The organism is Acinetobacter sp. 479375, from assembly GCF_000581715.1.
GTDB classification, from domain to species: domain Bacteria; phylum Pseudomonadota; class Gammaproteobacteria; order Pseudomonadales; family Moraxellaceae; genus Acinetobacter; species Acinetobacter ursingii.
In genome coordinates this window covers 1-21,994 of record NZ_JEZN01000011.1, presented here as the reverse complement: position 1 = coordinate 21,994, position 21,994 = coordinate 1, and the positions used below count along the sequence as shown (strand labels likewise).

Annotated in this window: 22 protein-coding genes and 3 pseudogenes; 14 read left to right on the top strand and 11 right to left on the bottom strand. The window is 39.0% G+C overall.

Features of this window, described 5'->3' with window-relative positions:
* Positions 1 to 6 precede the first annotated feature (6 nt).
* The 4 genes from hflX (at position 7) to J500_RS10435 (ending at position 2,993) form a co-directional block, all read left to right on the top strand.
* Complete coding sequence (hflX, locus tag J500_RS10450) at positions 7 to 1,332, top strand: ribosome rescue GTPase HflX (protein ID WP_004995015.1); 1,326 nt, start codon at positions 7 to 9, stop codon at positions 1,330 to 1,332.
* A gap of 44 nt (positions 1,333 to 1,376) precedes the next feature.
* Entirely contained in the window at positions 1,377 to 1,748 is a 372-nt protein-coding gene (locus J500_RS10445) for a hypothetical protein (RefSeq protein WP_004992414.1), read from the top strand.
* 11 nt (positions 1,749 to 1,759) lie between these two features.
* Entirely contained in the window at positions 1,760 to 2,434 is a 675-nt protein-coding gene (locus J500_RS10440; protein ID WP_004995018.1) for an LrgB family protein, read from the top strand.
* Between the two features lie 112 nt (positions 2,435 to 2,546).
* Entirely contained in the window at positions 2,547 to 2,993 is a 447-nt protein-coding gene (locus J500_RS10435; protein WP_004995022.1) for a DUF2147 domain-containing protein, read from the top strand.
* Positions 2,994 to 3,045: 52 nt separating this feature from the next.
* Here the strand turns inward: J500_RS10435 and J500_RS10430 are convergent, their stop codons facing one another.
* Genes J500_RS10430 through pdxA form a run of 3 tightly spaced genes read right to left on the bottom strand, consistent with a single transcriptional unit; the run spans position 3,046 to position 5,702 of the window.
* The gene (locus tag J500_RS10430) at positions 3,046 to 3,888 is read right to left on the bottom strand and encodes a symmetrical bis(5'-nucleosyl)-tetraphosphatase (protein ID WP_004995023.1); all 843 of its coding nucleotides are present in this window, start codon (positions 3,886 to 3,888) and stop codon (positions 3,046 to 3,048) included.
* A 6-nt stretch (positions 3,889 to 3,894) separates the two neighbouring features.
* The gene (gene rsmA, locus J500_RS10425; protein WP_004995026.1) at positions 3,895 to 4,707 is read right to left on the bottom strand and encodes a 16S rRNA (adenine(1518)-N(6)/adenine(1519)-N(6))-dimethyltransferase RsmA; all 813 of its coding nucleotides are present in this window, start codon (positions 4,705 to 4,707) and stop codon (positions 3,895 to 3,897) included.
* Between the two features lie 23 nt (positions 4,708 to 4,730).
* Positions 4,731 to 5,702: a 4-hydroxythreonine-4-phosphate dehydrogenase PdxA gene (gene pdxA / locus J500_RS10420; protein WP_004995030.1), complete on the bottom strand. Its 972-nt coding sequence runs from the start codon at positions 5,700 to 5,702 to the stop codon at positions 4,731 to 4,733.
* 182 nt (positions 5,703 to 5,884) lie between these two features.
* Between pdxA and rplM the strand changes: the two genes are divergently transcribed.
* The 7 genes and pseudogenes from rplM to J500_RS17395 all read left to right on the top strand — a co-directional run.
* A complete protein-coding gene (rplM, locus tag J500_RS10415; protein WP_004992400.1) occupies positions 5,885 to 6,313 on the top strand; it encodes a 50S ribosomal protein L13 in 429 nt (142 codons plus the stop codon).
* A 12-nt stretch (positions 6,314 to 6,325) separates the two neighbouring features.
* Positions 6,326 to 6,712 (top strand): 30S ribosomal protein S9, encoded by a 387-nt coding sequence (gene rpsI / locus J500_RS10410; protein WP_004992397.1) that lies wholly within the window; start codon positions 6,326 to 6,328, stop codon positions 6,710 to 6,712.
* A 188-nt stretch (positions 6,713 to 6,900) separates the two neighbouring features.
* Positions 6,901 to 7,551: a glutathione S-transferase N-terminal domain-containing protein gene (locus J500_RS10405; protein WP_004995032.1), complete on the top strand. Its 651-nt coding sequence runs from the start codon at positions 6,901 to 6,903 to the stop codon at positions 7,549 to 7,551.
* 11 nt (positions 7,552 to 7,562) lie between these two features.
* Complete coding sequence (locus J500_RS10400; RefSeq protein ID WP_004995034.1) at positions 7,563 to 7,997, top strand: ClpXP protease specificity-enhancing factor; 435 nt, start codon at positions 7,563 to 7,565, stop codon at positions 7,995 to 7,997.
* Positions 7,998 to 8,013: 16 nt separating this feature from the next.
* Complete coding sequence (locus J500_RS10395) at positions 8,014 to 8,676, top strand: hypothetical protein (protein ID WP_004995035.1); 663 nt, start codon at positions 8,014 to 8,016, stop codon at positions 8,674 to 8,676.
* 390 nt (positions 8,677 to 9,066) lie between these two features.
* Positions 9,067 to 9,426 (top strand): hypothetical protein, encoded by a 360-nt coding sequence (locus J500_RS10390; protein ID WP_004995036.1) that lies wholly within the window; start codon positions 9,067 to 9,069, stop codon positions 9,424 to 9,426.
* 82 nt (positions 9,427 to 9,508) lie between these two features.
* Positions 9,509 to 9,888 (top strand): annotated as a pseudogene (locus J500_RS17395) (hypothetical protein); the annotation flags it as partial.
* Positions 9,889 to 9,948: 60 nt separating this feature from the next.
* On the opposite strand, the pseudogene J500_RS10380 reads toward J500_RS17395, so the two are convergent.
* From J500_RS10380 to J500_RS10360, 5 genes and pseudogenes are all read right to left on the bottom strand, one after another.
* A pseudogene (locus tag J500_RS10380) lies at positions 9,949 to 10,701 on the bottom strand (IS5-like element ISAha2 family transposase); the annotation flags it as partial.
* 96 nt (positions 10,702 to 10,797) lie between these two features.
* Positions 10,798 to 12,102 carry a nucleobase:cation symporter-2 family protein gene (locus J500_RS10375; protein ID WP_000185581.1) on the bottom strand — a complete coding sequence of 435 codons (1,305 nt, stop codon included), beginning with the start codon at positions 12,100 to 12,102 and terminating at the stop codon, positions 10,798 to 10,800.
* A 20-nt stretch (positions 12,103 to 12,122) separates the two neighbouring features.
* Complete coding sequence (locus J500_RS10370; protein WP_004992292.1) at positions 12,123 to 12,914, bottom strand: outer membrane protein OmpK; 792 nt, start codon at positions 12,912 to 12,914, stop codon at positions 12,123 to 12,125.
* Positions 12,915 to 12,931: 17 nt separating this feature from the next.
* Entirely contained in the window at positions 12,932 to 13,885 is a 954-nt protein-coding gene (locus J500_RS10365) for an isopenicillin N synthase family dioxygenase (RefSeq protein ID WP_000735995.1), read from the bottom strand.
* A gap of 16 nt (positions 13,886 to 13,901) precedes the next feature.
* Entirely contained in the window at positions 13,902 to 14,876 is a 975-nt protein-coding gene (locus J500_RS10360) for an isopenicillin N synthase family dioxygenase (protein WP_000125683.1), read from the bottom strand.
* 306 nt (positions 14,877 to 15,182) lie between these two features.
* Between J500_RS10360 and J500_RS10355 the strand changes: the two genes are divergently transcribed.
* Positions 15,183 to 16,115 carry a LysR family transcriptional regulator gene (locus J500_RS10355; protein WP_000107470.1) on the top strand — a complete coding sequence of 311 codons (933 nt, stop codon included), beginning with the start codon at positions 15,183 to 15,185 and terminating at the stop codon, positions 16,113 to 16,115.
* Positions 16,116 to 16,185: 70 nt separating this feature from the next.
* On the opposite strand, the pseudogene J500_RS17855 reads toward J500_RS10355, so the two are convergent.
* From J500_RS17855 to J500_RS10335, 3 genes and pseudogenes are all read right to left on the bottom strand, one after another.
* Positions 16,186 to 17,273, bottom strand: a pseudogene (locus J500_RS17855) (BMP family ABC transporter substrate-binding protein).
* On the bottom strand, positions 17,270 to 18,346 hold the full coding sequence (locus J500_RS10340; protein WP_000738084.1) for a hypothetical protein: 1,077 nt from the start codon (positions 18,344 to 18,346) through the stop codon (positions 17,270 to 17,272). Before J500_RS10340 ends, J500_RS17855 begins: the two are co-directional and overlap by 4 nt.
* A 26-nt stretch (positions 18,347 to 18,372) precedes the next feature.
* Positions 18,373 to 19,362, bottom strand: a complete 990-nt coding sequence (locus J500_RS10335) for an isopenicillin N synthase family dioxygenase (RefSeq protein ID WP_000909845.1) — start codon at positions 19,360 to 19,362, stop codon at positions 18,373 to 18,375.
* 344 nt (positions 19,363 to 19,706) lie between these two features.
* Between J500_RS10335 and J500_RS10330 the strand changes: the two genes are divergently transcribed.
* Together J500_RS10330 and J500_RS10325 are read left to right on the top strand one after the other, a co-directional pair.
* Positions 19,707 to 20,762, top strand: coding sequence for an aromatic ring-hydroxylating oxygenase subunit alpha (locus J500_RS10330; RefSeq protein WP_004992287.1), 1,056 nt, complete (start codon positions 19,707 to 19,709; stop codon positions 20,760 to 20,762).
* Between the two features lie 246 nt (positions 20,763 to 21,008).
* On the top strand, positions 21,009 to 21,941 hold the full coding sequence (locus J500_RS10325) for an IS5-like element ISAha2 family transposase (protein WP_001040037.1): 933 nt from the start codon (positions 21,009 to 21,011) through the stop codon (positions 21,939 to 21,941).
* The last annotated feature ends 53 nt before the right edge of the window (positions 21,942 to 21,994 follow it).

Genomic DNA, 21,994 nt, shown 5'->3' with positions numbered 1-21,994 from the left:
GACGGTTTGGGACAAGTACAACAAAGGGAACGCGTCATTCTGGTCAGTGTAGCTGTCAATATGCTTGATGATCTGGATGTTGAAGAGTTTCGTCTACTTGCCCAATCCGCAGGCGCGACAATACTTGAACATCTGACTGTTCAGCGCAATAAGCCCGATCCCAAGTTTTTTGTTGGCTCAGGTAAAGCTGAAGAAATTGCTCAACTCGTAGAAAGTTTAGAGGCTGAACTCGTGATCTTTGATCATTCACTTTCTCCTGCACAAGAGCGCAATCTGGAAAAAATCATGAAGTGTCGCGTCATTGACCGCACAGGATTAATTCTGGATATCTTTGCACAACGTGCCCGCACACATGAAGGTAAATTACAAGTCGAACTGGCACAACTGAAATACTTATCGACACGTTTGATTCGTGGCTGGGCAGCAGGCTTTGAGCAACAAAAAGGCGGAATTGGACTCAAAGGTCCAGGTGAAACACAACTCGAAACTGATCGCCGCTTGATCAAAGTGCGTATTAGTCAATTAAAAGATAAACTGGTCAAAGTCCAACACACCCGTATGCAGGGTCGTGCAGCAAGACAAAAAGCGGCCATTCCGACGGTATCTTTGGTCGGTTATACCAACGCGGGCAAATCAACCCTGTTCAACATCTTAGCCAATAGTGATGTTTATGCTGCCGACCAGTTGTTTGCCACGCTTGATCCAACATTGCGGCGTTTAGACTGGGATGGTATTGGCACCGTTGTCCTTGCCGATACGGTCGGTTTCGTTCGTGACCTGCAACACGACTTGGTAGAGTCATTTAAAGCCACCTTGGAAGAAACCCTTGAAGCGACACTTTTACTGCATGTGATTGATAGTCATAGCCCTGATATGCATGAACAAATTGAAGCGGTAGAAGGTGTACTCAAAGAAATTAGCGCAGATGCACCCGTTTTGAGGGTATATAACAAAATTGATTTAAGTGGTGATGAACCCAAAATTATATATGCTGAACCGCATTTACCTGATCGAGTTTATGTATCTGCACATTCAGGACAAGGATTAGACCTCCTCAAACAAGCCGTACAAGAATGCTTAATGGGGCAATTACAAAATTTTGAACTCATCCTAAAACCTGCGTATGGCAAATTGCGGACTCAACTTTATGCACTAAATGTCATCCAAAGCGAACATTATGATGATGAGGGAAATCTACATTTAAAGGTTTCGATTGCTCCACATAAACTTGAGCAACTGATTCGACAAGCGCATTTACCACTTCAAGATATTCTGGGTGAAAATGCCAATCTATTCAAACGACCACTCGAAGAATTTGAAATCAAATCCTAGATCGGTTAAAACGTGAATATTCAAATGATAAATAGATGAGCAACATGGACAGGTTAAAACAAATCGACTGGTTGGCATGGCTGGCCACCATTGCGCTAATTATTGTATTTCGAGAGGGCGCTGTGCTGATTATGGGCGCATTTCATCATCCCGAATTAGGCAACTTGGTCGGACTAATTAGCCTTTTGATTGTATTGTTTATCTGGCGGAAATTTAAAAAGGTTCCAAATCGTCTGGTCGATACCAACAATAAAATCATGAAAGAAAGTGGATTTGCTTTTTTACCCATTTGTGCAGGTTCATTGATGATGCTAGTACATATGGGCAAAGAAATTCCCTTGTTCTTATTGGTACTGGTCATCAGCACCCTGATTCCACTCTGGATTTACGCCAAAATGGCAAAACGTTGGCTTTAGGGAGATAAGACATGTTAACCGTTATTTATGGTTTTTTAATCACGCTGGTGGCTTATCTCTGTGCTAAACCCTTGAACAAACGTTTACCTCAAGTACCACTTTTGGTGTTTGGTATGTGTATTGTCGTCGCGATTTTGGCTGTTATCGGTATGCCCTATGAGCAATACATGAGCCATGTGAATAATTTATTTAGTCATTTATTGGGCTATGTCACGGTCGCGCTTGCGATTCCATTAGCAGCTATGCGCTACGATGATCTACCGCTTAAATCCATGATTGGTATTCTAATTTTTGCCAGCACCAGCGCAGTTGCTCTACCGATGGGACTTGCATACTTACTTCACATGTCCGAACCCATCATTTTAGCTTTTGCCACACGTGCGGTTACCACTCCAATTGCTTTAAATATCGCGACCTTATTACATGCTCCATTGACTCTAGTGACATTAATTGTGATTTTATCAGGGGTGATTGGTGCGGCATTTTCTCCGCTTATTTTGCGTCATATTAATGATGAACGCGCATCGGGTCTGGCTTTGGGTTTAGCTGCACATGCCATTGGAACTGCGCAAGCATGGCAACGGGGTGCGGTAGCTGGTCGTTATGCAGCGTTTGGCATGGCCATTAATGGTGTATTCACAGCAATCTGGTTGCCAACTTTTATACTTTTTCTGCAAAATCTGTGACTTGTCAAACAAAAATAGGCATTGAATAGCAGCCAAATTCCACCTAAGATTGGAGTAGTTGTCATTTATGACATAAAAAGTTATCTGGTTACGCAAAAAAGGAATTTAAAAGATGCGAAAGCTAAAATTAGCAGCAGCGGTATTATTGTCGGGGTTGAGCAGTCTGGTTTTTGCACAAGACATTTCTGGTATCTGGCAAAATATTGATGATAAAACAGGTTCATCCAAAGCCCTGATTGAAATTCGCAAAGACTCAAATGGGGCTTATATTGGTAAAATTATTAAGGTTACACCGCGTCCGGGTTATACGCCTAAAGAAACTTGCGTCAACTGCCCACCGCCCTATACCAATAAACCAATTTTAGGTCTGGATGTTTTAACTGGCCTTCAGCACGATAAAGATTTAGATTATAAAGGCGGTAAAATCATTGATCCTTTAAGTGGCAAGATTTACAGCATGAAAGCCAAATTAAGCCCAAATGGCAAACGTCTACAGCTCCGTGGTTATATTGGTGTTTCAGCATTAGGGCGTACCCAAATCTGGATCCGTCAGGAATAAAGATCGCGTCATTGCAATCATAAAAAAGTCACCAAACGGTGACTTTTTTATTTTAGTTCATGAGTGGATTATCCACCTGAAAAAGCTGTTTGTCTTCCAACCGATAAGCGATCAATTGATTACCCCATACCGCGCCACCATCGACATTCTGGATTTGAGAATTCACTCTTCGTCCTTGTAGCGCTGCCCAATGGCCAAATACAATTTGATGTGTCTGTGCAGCTAAACTATCAAACTCAAACCACGGACGAAAGCCTTCAGGCATTGGGGCGGTCAATTCATCTTTAAAACTAAATTCCAAACGACCTTCAGCATTGGTTAAGCGCATACGAGTCAAATAATTGGTAATGGCACGTAATCGCGACATGCCTGTCAAACCATCTGACCACAACGTGGGTTCTTCGCCGTACATTTCCGCCAAAAAAGCATCAAGCTGATTTAAATCTTGATTTGCGACTTGCAACTGTACTTCTTGAGCCAATTGCGCGGTTTTTTCAGCCGTCCAGATACAAGGAATGCCAGCATGGGTCAAAATCGTTTGATCATTTGGAAATAAACACAACGGCTGACGACGTAACCAATCAATCAGTTCATCTCCATCAATCGCATCGAAAACTTGCTGCGTGTTATCCTTCACTTTGATTTTTTTAAAGCCACGCGCAGTCGCAATTAAAGTTAAATCATGATTTCCCAACACGGTATAAGCTGCACCACGTTCTGCTAATTTTTTAACAAAGCGTAAAGTGCCGACCGAGTTTTCTCCACGTGCCACTAAGTCCCCTGCGAACCAAATCACGTCTTGATCAGGATCGAAGCGGATTTCTTTGAGTAAGGCTTTTAATGCTTCAAAGCAGCCTTGTACGTCACCAATCACATAGTTATAGCGTTTAGACATCACGATTTACCCAAGCATACGATCAGATAACGCCACAAATTGCGCTAGCGTTAAAGTTTCAGGGCGTGCCATTGGGTCAACACCCGCTTGTACAAAACCATCCTCATCCAACATTCCTTTTAAACTGTTTCTTAAAGTTTTACGACGCTGGGTAAATACATGTGCAACGAGGCGTGATAATGCTTTTTCATCCTTCGCTACAATCGGCTTTTCAAGATAAGGAACCAAGCGAAAGACCGCACTGGTCACTTTCGGCGGCGGATTAAATGCGCCAGCAGGCACTTCAAACAAAAATGTCGGCTGACAATAATATTGAATCATCACCGACAAACGACCATATTCTTTGGTATTGGGTGCGGCTGTAATTCGCTCGACCACTTCTTTTTGCAGCATAAAGTGCATGTCTTTGACTTTGTCGCCAAATTCCAAAAGATGAAAAAGTAATGGGGTCGAAATGTTATAGGGTAAATTTCCCACAACACGCAGTGGACGACCCTCTTGCGCTAATTGGCTAAAATCGTACTTGAGTGCATCTGCTTCAATAATAGTTAAACGCTCTGGATGCGGTACGCGCTCAGGTAAACCCGCTGCCAAATCTCGATCCAGTTCAACCACTGTCAGCGCATCACACTCCCCGATCAGTGGCGAAGTCAAGGCGGCCAGACCAGGGCCAATTTCGACAATATTATCACCAGGACGCGGATTGACTGAGCGCACGATTTTGGCAATCACACGCTGATCATGCAAAAAGTTTTGACCAAAACGCTTACGAGCTTTATGCCCTTCTTCTTTCGGGTTTAGGGCATTAATTTGATACATAAAAACATTCCAACATAAATCAGTTATTGACGCGCCAAATCTAGCGCCAGATCGACCGCAACCTGCAAACTTGAACTTTTGGCTAAACCTGTAGCCGCAAGCGAAAGTGCCGTGCCATGATCGACCGAAGTGCGAATAAACGGTAAACCCAAGGTAATATTGATGGCTTCACCAAAGCCCTGTGATTTTAACACAGGTAAGCCCTGATCGTGATACATCGCCAAAACTGCATCTGCTTCTTTTAAATGTTCAGGGGTAAATAAAGTGTCCGCAGGCAGACATAAACTCATGTTGACACCTTTGTGACGATAGCTTTCAAGCACAGGATTAATCACCTCGATTTCTTCCCGACCCAAGTAACCATCTTCGCCTGCATGAGGATTCAATCCACAGACTAAAATTCGTGGCTGTGCAATCTTAAATTTGCTTTTTAAATCATTCAGCAAAATATCAATCACCTGATGTAAGCGTTCAGCTGTAATCGCATCCGCAACAGCACGTAAGGGTAAGTGCGTAGTGGCTAAAGCCACTCGAAGAGTTTTAGTTGCTAGCATCATCACCACACGGGCAACGCCTGCAAACTCCTGATAAAACTCAGTATGTCCGCTAAAAGCAATTCCTGCATCATTGATCACCGATTTTTGTACAGGTGCAGTTGCTACTCCTACACTTTTCCCCGTCATGGCATATTCAGCAGAACGCTTTAATTGCTCAATCACATAAGCTGCATTTTGGAAATTTAACTCCCCTGCAATAACGGGAACATGTAAAGCAACATGTTCGATATAAAGCTGACCTTTTTCACAAGAGTTGGGTTGTCCATGATACTCAATCAGTTCAACCTCAATTCCCAATTGCTGGGCACGTTGACGCATTAAATCCTGATCGACCAGAACCACAAGCGGTCGTTCATCCAAACGTTCAGCAAGGCTTAAACAAATGTCTGGACCAATCCCCGCAGGTTCACCACTGGTAATATATAAAGGACGTGTCATCAAATCGCACTCGTATCAATTTTCATCGATTGCAGTATATTCAATTTTAACGTTTCGTCGGGTAAAATAATGTGGTTTAAAATCGATTATTTCTTGTGAAAGCTGATGGATTCGTTTAGAATCTCGTCTCCTTTTGTTTGGGCAGATTCCACCGTCCAAACCAACTATAATAGGTAGTAGTAATGAAAACTCTCAGCGCTAAGCCTGCTGAAGTACAACACGACTGGTACGTTGTTGATGCTTCTGGCAAAACTTTAGGTCGTCTTGCGACTGAAATCGCTCGTCGTTTACGCGGTAAGCACAAGACTTCTTATACACCTCACGTTGACACCGGTGACTACATCGTTGTGATCAATGCTGAACAAGTTCAAGTGACTGGTAACAAAGCACTTGATAAAAAATACTATCGCCACACTGAATTCCCAGGCGGTTTAAAAGAAACTAATTTCGAAAAATTAGTTGCTCACAAACCTGAAGAAATCTTCCAACGCGCTGTGAAAGGCATGTTGCCAAAAGGTCCTCTTGGTTATGCAATGATCAAGAAGATGAAAGTGTATGCTGGTAGCGAGCATCCTCATACTGCTCAACAGCCACAAGTTTTGGACATCTAAGGGATAAAGCACATGGCAACTAATTATGGTACAGGTCGCCGTAAGACCGCAACTGCACGTGTTTTCTTATCAGCTGGTACTGGTAAACTCGTGATTAACAACCGTACTTTAGAGCAATATTTCGGTCGTGAAACTGCTCAAATGGTTGTTCGTCAACCACTTGAGTTGTTAGAAGCAACTGAAAAGTACGACCTTTACATCACTGTTAAAGGTGGTGGTATCGGTGGTCAAGCTGGTGCTATCCGTCACGGTATTACTCGTGCCTTGATCGCATCTGACGAAACTTTAAAACCAGTTCTTCGTCAAGCGGGCTTCGTTACTCGTGATGCACGTGAAGTTGAACGTAAAAAACTTGGTTTACGTAAAGCACGTAAACGTCCTCAATTCTCTAAACGTTAATACGTTTTTCGAGTTGGACAAAACCCCAGATATTCTGGGGTTTTTCTTTATCTAAATTTTTTTACTTATTGCCCTTTACAATACTCGCTAAATGCTAAGCGAATGCTCCAAACTTATTTAACGGGGTATTATCTTTTTAGATGTATTTTTAGTATCCTACACCATCCAGTTTTTTAGTTTTTTGAGATATGTCTGTCGAAAATGCATCGCTTCAAGGAATTACGCTTTATAGTCATGCAGATGATTTTCGCTCACACTGGATACGATTTTTACTCGCAGAAAAACAAATCAAACATCACTTAATTTTAGTAGATCATGAAGATGAAGACCTCGCGAGCTTAAATCCCTACAATCAACTGCCGATGCTACTAGAAAATGATTTAAAACTATTTTCGACTGCAATTATTTCAGAATATATTGACGATCGTTATCGACAAAATAAGCTATATGCCGATGCACCGAGTACTCGGGCAGAACAACGCCAATATATCTGGCGTTTTGAGCAAGACTGGTTTAAGCAAGCTGATATTATGCTCAAACATGCGGATACTTTAGATCTTACACAAAAAGCCAAAACCCAAAAAGAATTTAAAGATACTTTAATTTCACTTGCTCCATTGTTTCAACATTTTCCATACTTTATGTCGGAAAACTTTGGAATTTTGGACTGCATGATTGCTCCCATGTTTCTCAGGCTGCAAAGTATGGGAATTGAATTATCGCCTCAACAATCTCGTCCTTTATTACTCTATTGTAATCGTGTGTTTAGTCGTCCTGCTTTTGTTAAATCCATGACACAGCAGGAAAAAACGCGCTATAGTGCCTTAGTAAATCGTTAAGTGAGTTTATCATGTCAGATCAGGAAATAAATTTAAGCCCTACCCGCCCATATATGGCACGCGCAATTTATGAATGGATTTGTGATAACCAACTCACGCCTTATTTATTGGTTGATGCGACTCAGCCGTATACTTCCGTTCCAGAACAATTTGTTAAAGATGGACAGATTGTTTTGAATATTGCCCCTCATGCAGTTCATCAATTTCAAATGAGTAACGATGCGATTAGCTTCTCTGCCCGTTTTGGTGGTGTTGCTCGTGATATTTATGTCCCTATTTCTGCTTTATTGGGAATTTATGCACGTGAAAATGGACAAGGATTATTCTTCGACCCTGACGAATATGCCAATGTGCAAACGACATTAGATACTTTAAAATCAAATACTCAAGACCAAGTTGAATCTGAAACACCTAAGAAAAAACCAAGTTTACGATTATTAGATTAAATTTACGGAGTATCCGATGGCTTTTGATTTAGTACATTATTTTGCTGAGCAGACTGAAATTCAAAAGCCTCAGCTATTTTCACAATATTCACGTGAAAAGCGTAGCCATTATATTTTTGAACTCAATGCCTTGGTTTTAGGAAAATTGATTCAACTCTGGCGTGAAGATGAAAATAAACTTTACCAAGAAATTCATAGAATCGATCCCTTGTACCTACAAGAGATTGCTCGTCATCTTGTTACCTCCTCAAACAATCAATCAGAATTAGCCCCTAAAGAGCAAGAACAGGCGTTGATGGAGATTTTGGAACTACAATTTTCTGAGATTAAACAACTCGATGATACAGGAAATTTTGGTCCCACTGGGTTAAAAGAACTATTGGCAGGTCAAATTGAGCATTTATCTGGACAGGCTGATGATTGGGTTTGGTCAACAAATCAACTCACAGAACTCATTGGGACTAAACCTCAAGTTTCAGAAGAGCTATCATTAGATGAAACCATGAAGGAGTTTAATCAAATGGTCCATACCGCACAACAACCCACCGAAACAAATCACCATAACACGATTGAAATTCAGGAATTACCTATTCCTGCATGGTCTAAAATTGTGGCGCCAATAGTGGCTTTGGCAATTTTGGTTTTTTTATATTGCCAATATTCAAACTTAATTCATTAAGACAGATTAAAAAGACTATTTAAAAATAAGAGAGTATATACTCTCTTATTTTTTATTTACCTTATAGTTCACAAATAATGTCACTTTATCACATTCATTATTTTTAAAAAATATAATTTGTTACACTTGTAATTTTAGCTTTTTTGATCAAATTTAATGCGATAAAAATCACATTTAAAAGATCAATATGCATTTAAAAAATACATTTTTCTCAATTTAACTTGGCTATTCTAATCAATTAAAAGACTCATCATTACAGGTTCTAGTATATGTACTATTGATTTAGTCAAGGCACTTTTGAATAATAAAAAACTCCTACTATTTCACTCTGAATAAAATCAGGAGTAGTAGAAATTATAAATAATCATATCTTAATAAATAGGTAAAAATATGGCGAAATTATCACTTGATGGATTGACCAGTATTGATAGTTTCAATGCTGTGGCATTAGTTGATACTGAAAGCGGTTTAGCGCTAGCGACTCAAGGTAGGGGTAATATTGATTTAGAACTTGCAGCAGCAGGCAACACTGAAGTTGTCCGTGCTAAGCGACGCGTTGCAAATGCACTCAAGCTCAATGATGAAATTGAAGATATATTAATCACTCTAGGCAAGCAATATCATCTTATTCGCCCTTTAGAGAGCAATAGCAATATCTTCTTATATCTAGTTTTGGATCGCTCAAAATCTAATTTAGCGATGGCCCGCCATGAACTAAAAACGTTTGAGAAAGAACTCGATTTTGCTTAATGATCATTAGCCCTTTAATCAATCAAATGACTTAAGGGCTATTAATTTTGTACTGTCCAACGTTGAGATACAAAAAGATATTATGAATGGACACTGCATTAATATTGCAATTTCTGGCTTAGGATTAAAAAGTTCAGATGAATTAAAAATAGAATTAAGAAATGCTATTCCAGACCAATATGGTATTAACTGGATAAATGCGGCCGATCCTAATATTGATTTACTTCTCATTAATGAATCTTTTTTTGAAACTGATAGCATTCAAAAAATTCTAAAAAGTAAAAAATTTCCATTTTTAAAATCGTAAAAAACCATAATTTATCGGGTGATATCAATAATAATACTTTGTATTTACCTTTTAATCATAAAATTGAACCACTCAAACAGTGGATACATTTAAGATTATTAAATTATTTATCAGATGATGAAGGATTTAAGACAAACCTAACTGAGCAAAGCACTTCAATATGGCTTTGTTGCACAAAGATTTAAAAGATAACACTCTGCTCATTTGAACAGAATTCAAGTGACAACTTGGGTATGAGGACGACCTAATTCTGTAAATTTGTTCAATACGGCTATGCGTGCATGAATCTCATTCACCTGACTAGAAAAACTCCTTGCTGTTAATTTATCACCTAATAGTTTGATGCAATGCATCTTGGTTTCAACTAAACTTCGACGATGATAACCAGACCATTTTTTCCAAAGCGTTCTTCCTAAACGTTTAACTGTTTTCAGTAACTCATTCCGCTCTAAAGATCTCAATTTCTGATCTTTCCATGGTTTTGCATTTTTTCTTGGCGGAATGAGCGCATGTGCATCTCGATCTAGAATGACTTGTCTGCAGTGCTTCGTGTCATAAGCACCATCGGTATAGACCGAATCAATTCGTTCATCTAAGGGAATTTGAGCAAGTAAATCACCGAGTACTTGCGAATCGCTCACATTATTTGTAGTAAGCTGTACTGCACGTATTTGCAAGGTTTCAGCATCGATGCCAATATGAAGCTTACGCCATTGGCGACGATATTCAGGTCCATGTTTCTTACGTTTCCACTCACCTTCACCTAGAAACTTTAAGCCAGTTGAGTCGACGAGTAGATGTAGCCCATCACTACTTTTTTGATAGCTAATCGCAATATCAATATGTTTTTGTCTTCGACAAAGCGTACTGTAATCTGGTGCGGTCCAATTTAATCCACAAAGTTTAATCAGACTTTGAACAAAACCTGTGACCATGCGTAAAGAGAGTCTAAATAAAGATTTGATCATTTTGAAATTATAGGACTGAATAAACCTTATAGGCTAGGTTTGTGCAACAAAGCCCTGTGTATCTGATATTTATGCATCTTTCAATTTCTGAAGATACTATTCATCCAATATCCGCTGTTTTCGATTGAGAACAGCATTCAAAATCACAGCACAAAAAGCCGTTAGCAAAATTGGGCTGTTTAACAGAGGTGAAAGATAAGATGGTAGTTGTGAGAAAATAGTAGGTGAGAATACAGGCAACATACCTATGCCGGCACTGACTGCAATGATGTAGAGATTATTCACATTTTGAAAGTCGACACGCTGCAGTACTTTGATACCATTAGATGTCACCATCCCAAACATAAACAATGCGGCTCCACCTAGAACACATGAGGGTATAGACGCAACAAAGTAAGCTATTTTAGGAAATAGACCTAAAAGGATTAAAAACACACCAGCTAAAGCACATACACTGCGATTCTTAACACCTGTGATCGCTAGCAAACCGATGTTCTGAGCATAGGATGTATACGGGAAGATATTAAAAATCCCACCAATCATTGTGCCAAGGCTGTCAGCTCTAAAACCGCGAGTCAATTTTTCCTGATCCACCTCTTCTTCAACAATTTCACCTACAGCCATGAACATCCCAGCTGTTTCAATGAAAATAACCAGCATGACTACGCACATAGTCAAGACAGCCCAAAAGTTAAACTCTGGAATACCGAAGTGAAATGGCATCACCCAACCTAACCATGGGCTTTCATCTATCTTGTCTAAAGAGATGAGGCCAGAAAATGCAGCGATGATATAACCAATTCCCATCCCGATTAGAACTGAAATGTTGCCCAAAAAGCCTTTAACATAACGGCTGATGATAATAATGCTTAATAGAACACAGGCAGCGATAGATAAGTACAATGGATTTCCAAAGTCTTTTACCCCATATCCGCCAGCGGACCATGTGCCTGCAATACCAATGAGAGATAGACCAATCACAAGAATTTGAGTTCCTGTCACCACAGGAGGGAAGAATCGTATTAACTTTCCAATAAATGGTGAAATCAGGAAGCCAAAGATCCCTGCGATAATGATTGCCCCAAATACACTTAGTAGTCCCATATCTGGATTAGTCCCAATTGCAATCATTGGGCCTACTGCAGTAAAGGTAACTCCCATCATAATGGGAAAGCGAATACCTACATTTTTAAAACCAATAGTTTGAATGAGGGTGGCAATGCCACAAACAAATAGATCTGCAGTAATTAAGAAAGCAATTTCTGCAGTGCTTAACCCTAAAGCTCCTCCAACAATTAGGGGAATTGAAACAGCACCTGCATACATTACCAAGACGTGCTGGATACTGAGAAAAATCATGGAGCTTGGTTTTAAGTTATTGGCTGTGATTGTGTTAGTCATATATGTTTTTCTCCTTCAGCCTAAAAGGTATATTTGACGATGAAACTAGTAGCATTTTGATTAGTTTTAAAATATGGAGTGTCTTCGATTAAGAATTTGTTTTTCCAATAGTCGTATTCAATACCTGCTGCTAATTTTTTTGGGCTTAAGCCTAGATGAGGGCTAAGGTCATATTTGATTTGTGGGTTAAAGTGAAAGTCGGAAGAGTTATTACCTTTGGAATTGACTACCCAATCAATGTATCCATCAAAAATGATTGATGATTTAAGAAATGGGACGGTATATGACCAGGAAGGAGTGATTTGCCATTGTCCACTTGGGGTGTTTCCATCGTCTGGAATGCGATAGTAAAAATTAAGGGTGAAATAATCAAAGCCTTTGATATCTAGGTCAAAACCTGGACCAACTAAATAAGTCCACATATCGTCATAGCCAGGCTGATCTTGAATACTTAAGTCAAAACTCGTAGCTATTAGGACATCTTTCACTGGCCCAAAGCTCAAATTCGTATTGGTTAGTTTTCCTATTGAAAAGCGTGGGGCTATTTCTGTATAGACCGCATTATGGCCTTGGGAAGCTGTCTTTTCGCCATCAAACCAATAAGTGTCGACGAATAGATAAAGATCTCCCCATTTCCAATTACTAGCATGTTCGAAGGTAATGGTTTCATGTGTATCTGGTTCAACTTCAAAACCTTTACCGTAAAGTGCAGAAATACTATTGGATTGCCAATTTAACCATGATTCCTCAGCAAAAGAATAAGTGCTTATTAAACATGTGCTTAAAAATAGATAGGGCGCATTTTTTTTCATATAATTGTTTCCGATATTCAAACTTCAGCACGATGTTTGTAGGTTGCACTAAAACGTGATTGCAAATATTCCATACTAGTAATTGGTAAGTACTTAGGTGGATTGGATTCGCTGTAACAGTTAGGTAGGCAACGGATTACAGTTTTTGGACTAGGTTGTATGAAAAATGGAAATGAGAATCTTTGTTTTCCTTTAGGACTCGAAACGCGATGAGGTGTCGATTTATAGAGATCATTTGACCATCGTGCCATCATATCTCCGATATTGATTACATAGGTGTTAGGTATAGGAGGAGCATCGATCCAATTACCATTAACATCCTGAACTTGTAATCCACCTACTTCATCCTGAGCCAAAATAGTTACACACCCATAATCAGTATGTGTTCCCGCATTAAAACCTTGAGAGTCTGTATTGTCTAAGGTAGGCGGATAATGAATTAACCGGAGAAAACATAGGCTGTCTTGCAGACAATGATCAAAATAATTTTGCGGAAGACCAATGGCATGAGACATGGCATTAAGCAATATTTTTGCTAAATCCACCATTTCATCAAAATACTCTTCTGTAGCTACTTTCCACCCTTCAATATTTGGATAAACATTTGGTCCCCTTAGAGGTTCTTGATTAATGACTTCGGGATGATTAGCTTCTAAATGGACACCCATGTCATATATTTCTTTAAAGTCTTCAGGTAAGTCAGGGTTCAGTTGTTCTACTCCTAATGCACCATATCCTCTATGTGCAATTTTATTCTTTTGAATATCTATTTCTAATTTCTCTTGTAGAGGCTTACTAAAAAACTCTTTAGCTAAACTTTGAACTTCTGCAAGGTGATTCGGTTTATAACCACTGATATAGAAGAATCCCCATTCACGACATGCTTGGTCAATTTGGTTGCATATATCTGCATAATCAGGATGGTTAACGTCATAAAGAGGTGCAATGTCGATAACTGGTAATTTTTTCATGGGAAACTCCTTATTATTAGATATATGTTTTTTTGAACATGTTACGATAATGCTGTTCAACACTGATTGGTGGATATAGCGGTTCTGAGTTTTCCTCCAAACACTCTCGAATGCATTCAATCTGATACTGGTGATTACCGCTGTAGAAGAATGGAACAGAATATCGTTCCCCACCTGAGATGTTGATGACGCGATGGAGGGTGGATCTATATGTATTGTTCGTCCACATAGAGATTAGGTCACCTAGGTTAACGACATAACTATCTTCAATAGGCTCTGCCCAAATCCATTGGTTTGTTGACTGATCCCATACTTGTAAACCACGATTATGGTCTTGAAGTAATAGAGTAAGCCCGCCGAAATCAGTATGTGCCCCGCAACCTTTTTCATTTGGTTGAGCATTAGCTGGTTGAGGGGGATAGTGTAATAAGCGTAAAGTGACTAAATCTGCATCCTTACAAAACTCTGTGAAATAGTCAGCTTCCAAGTTTAGAGATAATGCAATAGCACGCATGAGTCGTTCAGAGACTTTAATCAATTCAACTTGATATTCCTCCATTACCTCTTTAAATCCATCAATATCTGGCCATTGGTTTGGGCCTTGGTTAAAAGCTTTATGGATGACAAAAGGATCTGAAGGTGAGCGTTCCTTCCCGATATAAAAGCCTTCCTTTATATCAGGCGGAGAATTAGGTTCAAGTGTTTGTGCTCTTAATGATTCATAGCCTCTATTTGCTTCAGAAAGCTCTTTGGACCACTGCTTTTTCTGTTCTGGGGGAAGACTAAAAAATAATTTGGAATATTCAAAAACCTTATCTTGTAATGCTTTAGAAACTCCATGTCCCGTAATGTAAAAAAAACCTTTATCTAAGCATGCTTTCCGAATATGTGAGGCAATGTTTTGGTGCGTTTGTATGTCATTATCCAAAAGTCCAGAAATATCGATGATGGGTATAGAGGTAATGTTTTGATTGTTTTCCAGCGCAGTCATGTAGCAATCTCTCAAAAATAATGTTTTCTTTTTTTATAAAATAATCATGAGACCGCATAGCAATGAATATCGAGCAAGCTGATGCCAAAAAGAGAGCTATTCTTAATTAATTAAATAAAAACAATTGCTTAAACTTTTTTAAATGAGTGGTGATGCTGAAAAAGCAACGGGATGCACTGAAAATAATGCTTTAGGTCCAAAAAATGGCTGCTACTTAATGGCAAGTTTTTTGCTTCTATTTCAATAGCTCATTCAAATTTATAAATGGATTGGGGCTTTAAAATTGGAATAGGATGTGATGTTAAAATGAGTACACGTGGTCTTCGCTTTCACTCAGCAGCAATTCATTATTTTGATGCTGTACGCCGGTGCGGTTCAATCAGGGAAGCAGCCAGACAATTAAATGTCGTATCTTCTGCTGTAAACAGGCAAATTTTAAAACTCGAAGATGAAGTTGGAGCACCATTATTCAATCGGGTGCCTTCGGGTATGGTACTTACTCATGCAGGTGAGTTATTTTCAAGACATATCAGTTTAGTATTGCGAGATACTAAGCGATTGCAGAATGAATTGGATGCACTGAAAGGGCTTTATAAAGGTCATGTAGAAATTGCGAGTGTTGAAACACTGGCAATTAATTTCCTGCCAGAGATTATTGAAAAATTCCAAGTAAAATATCCTAATGTAACTGTAGGGGTTACAATTTTAGGCTCAAAAGATATCCCTAATGAAATCATTGAAAATAGGGTGGATCTAGGCTTGGCTTTTGCCTTGCCAAAGCATAATGATTTGCACCAAATAGCAATATCCCATTTTAAATTAGGTGCAATTGTATCGACTGAGCATCCCTTGGCCTCTCAAAAGACGGTGTCATTCCATCAGTGCCTCGACTATGATGTGATTATGCCAAAACCTAATTTATCTATTTATCAACAGTTGGCGCCATTATTTGCGGGTGCACAACATGCTATTCCAAATTTTAAAATGCAAACGAGTTCTTTGGAATTAATGAAACAGTTAATACTCAGGAATAAGGGAATTGGTTTTCAGACATTCTTTGGGTTGGAAAATGAAATAATTAATAATCGCCTTCGCTATATTCCGCTTAATGATAACAATGGTATCTACTGTGATTTAGGTCTGTATGCACGTAAAGGGCATTATCTTTCCACAGCAACAGACGCTCTCTCCAGGCTTATTACAGATGAAATCCTACAAAGAGGCGAAGCTGGACAATAAACATAACCTGAAAAGTACAACTAAAAAGCTAAGCCCTTATCGAAATCCCTCAATAAAGGCTTAGCTTTGTTTATTTTGGATAAGCAGCATCCACGCCTTTAACGAAATAATTCATACTCATCAATTGCGTATTTGAGAGATGTTTACCTTTTCCCAAAAGTAATGTTCCATCTTGTTTGTAAAGTGGTCCACTAAACACAATATATTGACCGTTACGAATTTTATCTCGGACAGCCAAAACCTTCATTTTTTCATTGTTAGAGACCATTGGACCAAAACCTGCTATATCGATGGCACCTTCCTTGACACCATACCATGTCGATCCCGACTTCCATATTTTGTTATGCACTTGCTGCAAAACAGGAGTATAGATTTTTTCCCAATATAACACTGATGCAGCTAGGTGACCTTTAGGAGCAAACTTACTCATATCTGAGTTCCAGCCAAAGCCAAATTTCCCTTTTTCCTGAGCAGCTTTAACTACAGCGGGTGAGTTGGTGACTTGTGATAATATATCAGCATTTTGCGATATTAATGCAAGTGCAGCCTCATGCTCTTTTCCTGAATCAAACCAAGTGTTAATCCAGACTATCTTGGTCTTAATTTTTGGATTTACAGATTGAGCCCCAAGTGTATAGGCATTGATGTCTCTAATGACTTCAGGAATTGGGAATGGTGCTACAACACCCAAACATTACTTTTAGTCTTATAGCCTGCCAATACCCCTTGCAAGTAAGAGCCTTCATAGGTTCGGATATCATAGACTCCCACATTTTTTGCAGTTTTATATCCGTTCGCATGCATAAAAATGGTGTTCGGGAACTGTTTAGCTACCTTTTCAATGGCATTCATATACCCGAAGGTAGTAGCAAATATAACCTTATTTCCTTGTTGTGCGAGTCTCCGAAATGTACGTTCAGAGTCGGCATTATCTAGAATATTCTCGATATAAGAGGTCTTAAATTTACCCTGTAAGGACTTTTCTGCTTTCAGACGACCTATATCGTGTGAATAAGACCAACCATAATCGTTTTTATGAGCGACATAGACAAAAGCCGCTTGATCAGCGGCCAATGCTGGATTGGCCCCACTGATGAGTAAAAGTCCTAAAAGACTGGCATTTACGAAAATATTTTTTAAATTAAGTAGGTTATTCATGCTGATTCTCTTTGAAGAGTATCAGTTGAATTTTGTTTTGCCATAAATATTGCCAGTCGCTCCTCATAAATCTCACGAATATAATGGGCAACACTGCAACTGTCGGCAAACATGTTGTATTTCCAATTTAAACCATACGACTCTAAATTGATATTATCAACAGTCATAAGTTGAACTTTAGAATTTGGATTGTTCAAGTAGCTATCAATGATTTTACGAATGACTTCTTTGGTTGGTGCAAGCTTATATGCATGCCAGAAGTCTGTATGCCATTCACCTTCCGTAGGTTGATTAAATGGATACTGAATTCCTCGGCCAGGACGATTTGTTCCTAAGCCATTATATGGTCCTGTTTCAAATGCTAACCAGTTAACTGGATTATTCGGGACTGCAGGACGGATCTGCCCCCATGTAACTAAATTTCGATTCAGCCAATCATCTGCAAAACTATCATTATTAAAAGGATCTAACTTTCTGATAGCTTCAGGATCATCACGCATTTGTGATACAGCAAGCTCAATTTCATTTTCAATTTTAAAAATACAATGGCTGTAATCCATTGCAAACTCAAACGGCACACCTTCTTTTTCTATAAGATCTGCCACCGGAATTACTCGACGATAATCTTCAGACCAGTTATCAACGTGGCACTCTAAGGTAACCGTTATTCCTTTACTTTGAGCGTAGGTGTAGAAATCGATATAAGTTTTAGCAACTTCTTCGTTCGTTACATAATGACCATCTGCATGTTTTGCCCAAATCATCATGTTGTGGAATTTGGCCCCTACAGCGGCACTACGATTAATATCCTGTTTGAATGCTTCCTCATCCTTGCCAATGACATATAAGCCACAACCAGAATAAATAGGGATATTTGTTTTCTGACTTGCCTTGATGTAAGCATCTATTTGACTATCTTCAAGAGGGATACGATCCAGAAAATCAAAGACCTCCGCAGCTTTTAGCATTTCGAACTGTTCGAGAATAGTAGGCTCATTCAGGCTTACTGGTCGTTCTTTTGATGAGTTTTGAATGCCTAAACCAGCACAACCTAGAGGAAACATTTTTTTCATAATTTTGATACCAACTGTTGAATAAATTAAACGGCTTCTTTTTTCGCAGCGTAAGTTTTCTGATACATATAGGCTAAGTATTCACCTACGGTCATTTCTTTAGGTTCAGCCTTAAATTCATCACTTAAATTTTGGAGCCTTTTGATTTTGTATTCGTAATCCAGATCGAAGAAGGATGGAACCGAATAACGAGAGACTCCTGCTTTACTATTGAAAACTCGGTGCATATTTGACAGGTATAGTCCATTAGTCATGAATTGGACTAAATCACCTAAATTTACGATAAAAGTATCTGGAATGTGAGGTGCACGAATCCATTCACCCTCACTGTTGCGGACTTCTAGTCCACCCACTTCATCTTGTAATAAGAGGGTCAATAAGCCCCAATCGGTGTGCGCACCGCAACCCAACTGATTATTTATAATTTCTTCAGACTGTGGTGGGTAGTGAAGCATACGAGTAATAATCACAGCTTCGTCATAGCCTACTTCGAAGTAGTTTTCTTCAAGACCAAGAGAAAGGGCTAGTAAACCAGCTAGATGTTTACCCAGTTTTAACACCTGTTGAATATAAGTTTCAGTCTGAGTTTTCATTTCAGGGAGGTCTTCAGGCCACTGATTTTGCCCATGTTGTGGATATCCTTTTTGGACATATGGGTGACTTGAATCTAGGTTTTTTCCAGACATGAAGCCTTCTTTTAGGTCAGGAGGAGAACCCTCATCGAGTGTTTGGGCTGCCATAGGTTCATAACCACGAAGGCATTTGGAGTTTTTGAAATCAATCTCTAATTTGTTTTCGATCGGAAGATCAAAAAACTGTTTTGCAATGTCTAGTTGTTTTTGGAGAACTTCAGAAGCGATACCATGATTTTTAATATAGAAGAAACCTGTTGTTCTGCATGCTTTATGGATTTCCCACGCAACAGATTTCCGTTTTTCTAGGTTATCGGAAAAACTGTCGCTTAAGTCGATTACTGGAATACTTTTAGCCGTAGAAGGTGGTGTGTATATCAACATTTTTGTGGCTCTTTGAACTTTGTTGTTATCAACTTAATGACAATTTAATTCCGTGCATAGCAGAGAATCTCGCTCAACTCGTTGCCAAAAAGGCAACACTAAATAAAGTCAGAGTAGTAATAGGAGTCCAAGTAATTCAGCATCAATTAAGAATTGTGATGAGTTATAAAATGCTAGTTATTCGTTAAGTTTAGATAAGAAGAACAATAATAAGAAAAGTGTTCTAAAAATTAGAAATACCATTCCTAAAGTCTTTAATAGACAGATAGAAAAGAAAAAGTCATGATGAAGCAATGCTAAGAAGTTTGAATTAATCAATAACTTATAAGAGGGGCAGCGCTAAAATGAATGCAATACCAGTTCTCAATTTATTCACTCAGCCACAATGTAGTCAATTTGACCCAAATGACTGGAATATTCTAGCGCAGCATTGGTATCCGGTAGTTCAAATCCAGGATGTAACGACTCAACCGCAACAAGTTCAGCTTCTTGATGTCAAAATGGCTATTTATAAAACTGAAAGTGGAGAAATTCATCTGGTCAGAGATATCTGTCCACATCGAGGAGTGCCATTAAGTAAAGGATGGGTAGAAGGTGAAAATATTGTTTGTCCCTATCATGGGCTCAACTATAACGCACAAGGTAAGTGCGTAAAAATCCCTGCTCAACCAGAACTTACCCAAATTTCAGATCGGTTCACCTTAACTAAATTCCCTGTAGTTGAGAAATATGGACTAGTTTGGACCAGCTTATTTAGCCGTGATGAAAGTGAAGCTAATTTTCCAGTTCTTGAAACTTGGGATTCGGATGAACATCAATCAATACTCCCACCATTTGTTGATATAGCAGGTTCTAGTGGTCGTCAGCTTGAAGGTTTTATCGATGTGGCACATTTTGCCTGGGTGCATAACAAGGCATTCGCTGATCGTGATAATCCAGTAGTGCCAAAATATGAAACTGAAAGAACAGATTATGGACTTAAAACGATTTATATCTCTACAGTAAGTAACCTTCCTCATAGTTTGAGACATTTAGAGCCAGAGAATTTCTTATGGAAACGAGAATTTGATGTATATCCTCCATTCTCGGCAACACTTACTGTCTATTTTCCTAACAATGGGATTTTAAAAATTTTGAATGCTTGTTGTCCTGTTTCGCATAATCAAACCAGGCTATTTGTTCCGTTGACACGTAATTTTGATACGACGGGTGACCTACAGGCTGTATATGACTTCAATGCACAAATTTTTGCAGAGGATCAGGATATTGTTGAGAGTCAAAAACCGGAAGAACTTCCATTAGATGTTTCAATGGAGGCGCACTTTGCAGCAGACAAATCTTCAACGACATATAGACGGATATTGGCAGAATGGGGATTAAGTAAAAGATATGTGGTCTAGAGATATAAGATAACCGATTATCTCGATTGGTTGAAATATAAGGGAGGTAGTCTCCCTTATATTTTTAGAGATTGATTTCGCAGAAATACTAATATAAAAGTGACTAACCATTTATCGTAATTTCATTGTCTTAGCTTCTTCTAATTAATAAACTTGATTTTGTTACAATATCAAGTTTATACAGGGAGAGGGCTTTGTTGCACAAACCTAGAGCCTATAAGGTTTATTCAGTCCTATAATTTCAAAATGAATAAACCTACTCCTAAAACTTATCGTACAACCAACTGGTCTTCCTATAATCGCGCTCTCATTAATCGGGGCAACATTTCCATTTGGTTTGATCCAAACACTCAGTGGTATGCACAACCACAAAACAAGCAAGGTCGAAATCAAACTTACTCCGATACGGCTATTCAATGCTGTTTAATGATCAAATCTTTATTTAGACTCTCTTTACGCATGGTCACAGGTTTTGTTCAAAGTCTGATTAAACTTTGTGGATTAAATTGGACCGCACCAGATTACAGTACGCTTTGTCGAAGACAAAAACATATTGATATTGCGATTAGCTATCAAAAAAGTAGTGATGGGCTACATCTACTCGTCGACTCAACTGGCTTAAAGTTTCTAGGTGAAGGTGAGTGGAAACGTAAGAAACATGGACCTGAATATCGTCGCCAATGGCGTAAGCTTCATATTGGCATCGATGCTGAAACCTTGCAAATACGTGCAGTACAGCTTACTACAAATAATGTGAGCGATTCGCAAGTACTCGGTGATTTACTTGCTCAAATTCCCTTAGATGAACGAATTGATTCGGTCTATACCGATGGTGCTTATGACACGAAGCACTGCAGACAAGTCATTCTAGATCGAGATGCACATGCGCTCATTCCGCCAAGAAAAAATGCAAAACCATGGAAAGATCAGAAATTGAGATCTTTAGAGCGGAATGAGTTACTGAAAACAGTTAAACGTTTAGGAAGAACGCTTTGGAAAAAATGGTCTGGTTATCATCGTCGAAGTTTAGTTGAAACCAAGATGCATTGCATCAAACTATTAGGTGATAAATTAACAGCAAGGAGTTTTTCTAGTCAGGTGAATGAGATTCATGCACGCATAGCCGTATTGAACAAATTTACAGAATTAGGTCGTCCTCATACCCAAGTTGTCACTTGAATTCTGTTCAAATGAGCAGAGTGTTATCTTTTAAATCTTTGTGCAACAAAGCC

Coding starts and splice junctions, on each gene's coding strand:
- J500_RS10335 (WP_000909845.1), bottom strand. CDS start 19,362: ATGTTGATATACACACCACCTTCTACGGCTAAAAGTATTCCAGTAATC.
- J500_RS10330 (WP_004992287.1), top strand. CDS start 19,707: ATGAATGCAATACCAGTTCTCAATTTATTCACTCAGCCACAATGTAGT.
- J500_RS10400 (WP_004995034.1), top strand. CDS start 7,563: ATGTCAGATCAGGAAATAAATTTAAGCCCTACCCGCCCATATATGGCA.
- J500_RS10440 (WP_004995018.1), top strand. CDS start 1,760: ATGTTAACCGTTATTTATGGTTTTTTAATCACGCTGGTGGCTTATCTC.
- J500_RS10375 (WP_000185581.1), bottom strand. CDS start 12,102: ATGACTAACACAATCACAGCCAATAACTTAAAACCAAGCTCCATGATT.
- J500_RS10390 (WP_004995036.1), top strand. CDS start 9,067: ATGGCGAAATTATCACTTGATGGATTGACCAGTATTGATAGTTTCAAT.
- J500_RS10340 (WP_000738084.1), bottom strand. CDS start 18,346: ATGAAAAAAATGTTTCCTCTAGGTTGTGCTGGTTTAGGCATTCAAAAC.
- J500_RS10325 (WP_001040037.1), top strand. CDS start 21,009: ATGAATAAACCTACTCCTAAAACTTATCGTACAACCAACTGGTCTTCC.
- J500_RS10370 (WP_004992292.1), bottom strand. CDS start 12,914: ATGAAAAAAAATGCGCCCTATCTATTTTTAAGCACATGTTTAATAAGC.
- J500_RS10355 (WP_000107470.1), top strand. CDS start 15,183: ATGAGTACACGTGGTCTTCGCTTTCACTCAGCAGCAATTCATTATTTT.
- J500_RS10405 (WP_004995032.1), top strand. CDS start 6,901: ATGTCTGTCGAAAATGCATCGCTTCAAGGAATTACGCTTTATAGTCAT.
- J500_RS10430 (WP_004995023.1), bottom strand. CDS start 3,888: ATGTCTAAACGCTATAACTATGTGATTGGTGACGTACAAGGCTGCTTT.
- J500_RS10435 (WP_004995022.1), top strand. CDS start 2,547: ATGCGAAAGCTAAAATTAGCAGCAGCGGTATTATTGTCGGGGTTGAGC.
- rsmA (WP_004995026.1), bottom strand. CDS start 4,707: ATGTATCAAATTAATGCCCTAAACCCGAAAGAAGAAGGGCATAAAGCT.
- rplM (WP_004992400.1), top strand. CDS start 5,885: ATGAAAACTCTCAGCGCTAAGCCTGCTGAAGTACAACACGACTGGTAC.
- rpsI (WP_004992397.1), top strand. CDS start 6,326: ATGGCAACTAATTATGGTACAGGTCGCCGTAAGACCGCAACTGCACGT.
- J500_RS10365 (WP_000735995.1), bottom strand. CDS start 13,885: ATGAAAAAATTACCAGTTATCGACATTGCACCTCTTTATGACGTTAAC.
- J500_RS10445 (WP_004992414.1), top strand. CDS start 1,377: ATGGACAGGTTAAAACAAATCGACTGGTTGGCATGGCTGGCCACCATT.
- pdxA (WP_004995030.1), bottom strand. CDS start 5,702: ATGACACGTCCTTTATATATTACCAGTGGTGAACCTGCGGGGATTGGT.
- J500_RS10360 (WP_000125683.1), bottom strand. CDS start 14,876: ATGACTGCGCTGGAAAACAATCAAAACATTACCTCTATACCCATCATC.
- J500_RS10395 (WP_004995035.1), top strand. CDS start 8,014: ATGGCTTTTGATTTAGTACATTATTTTGCTGAGCAGACTGAAATTCAA.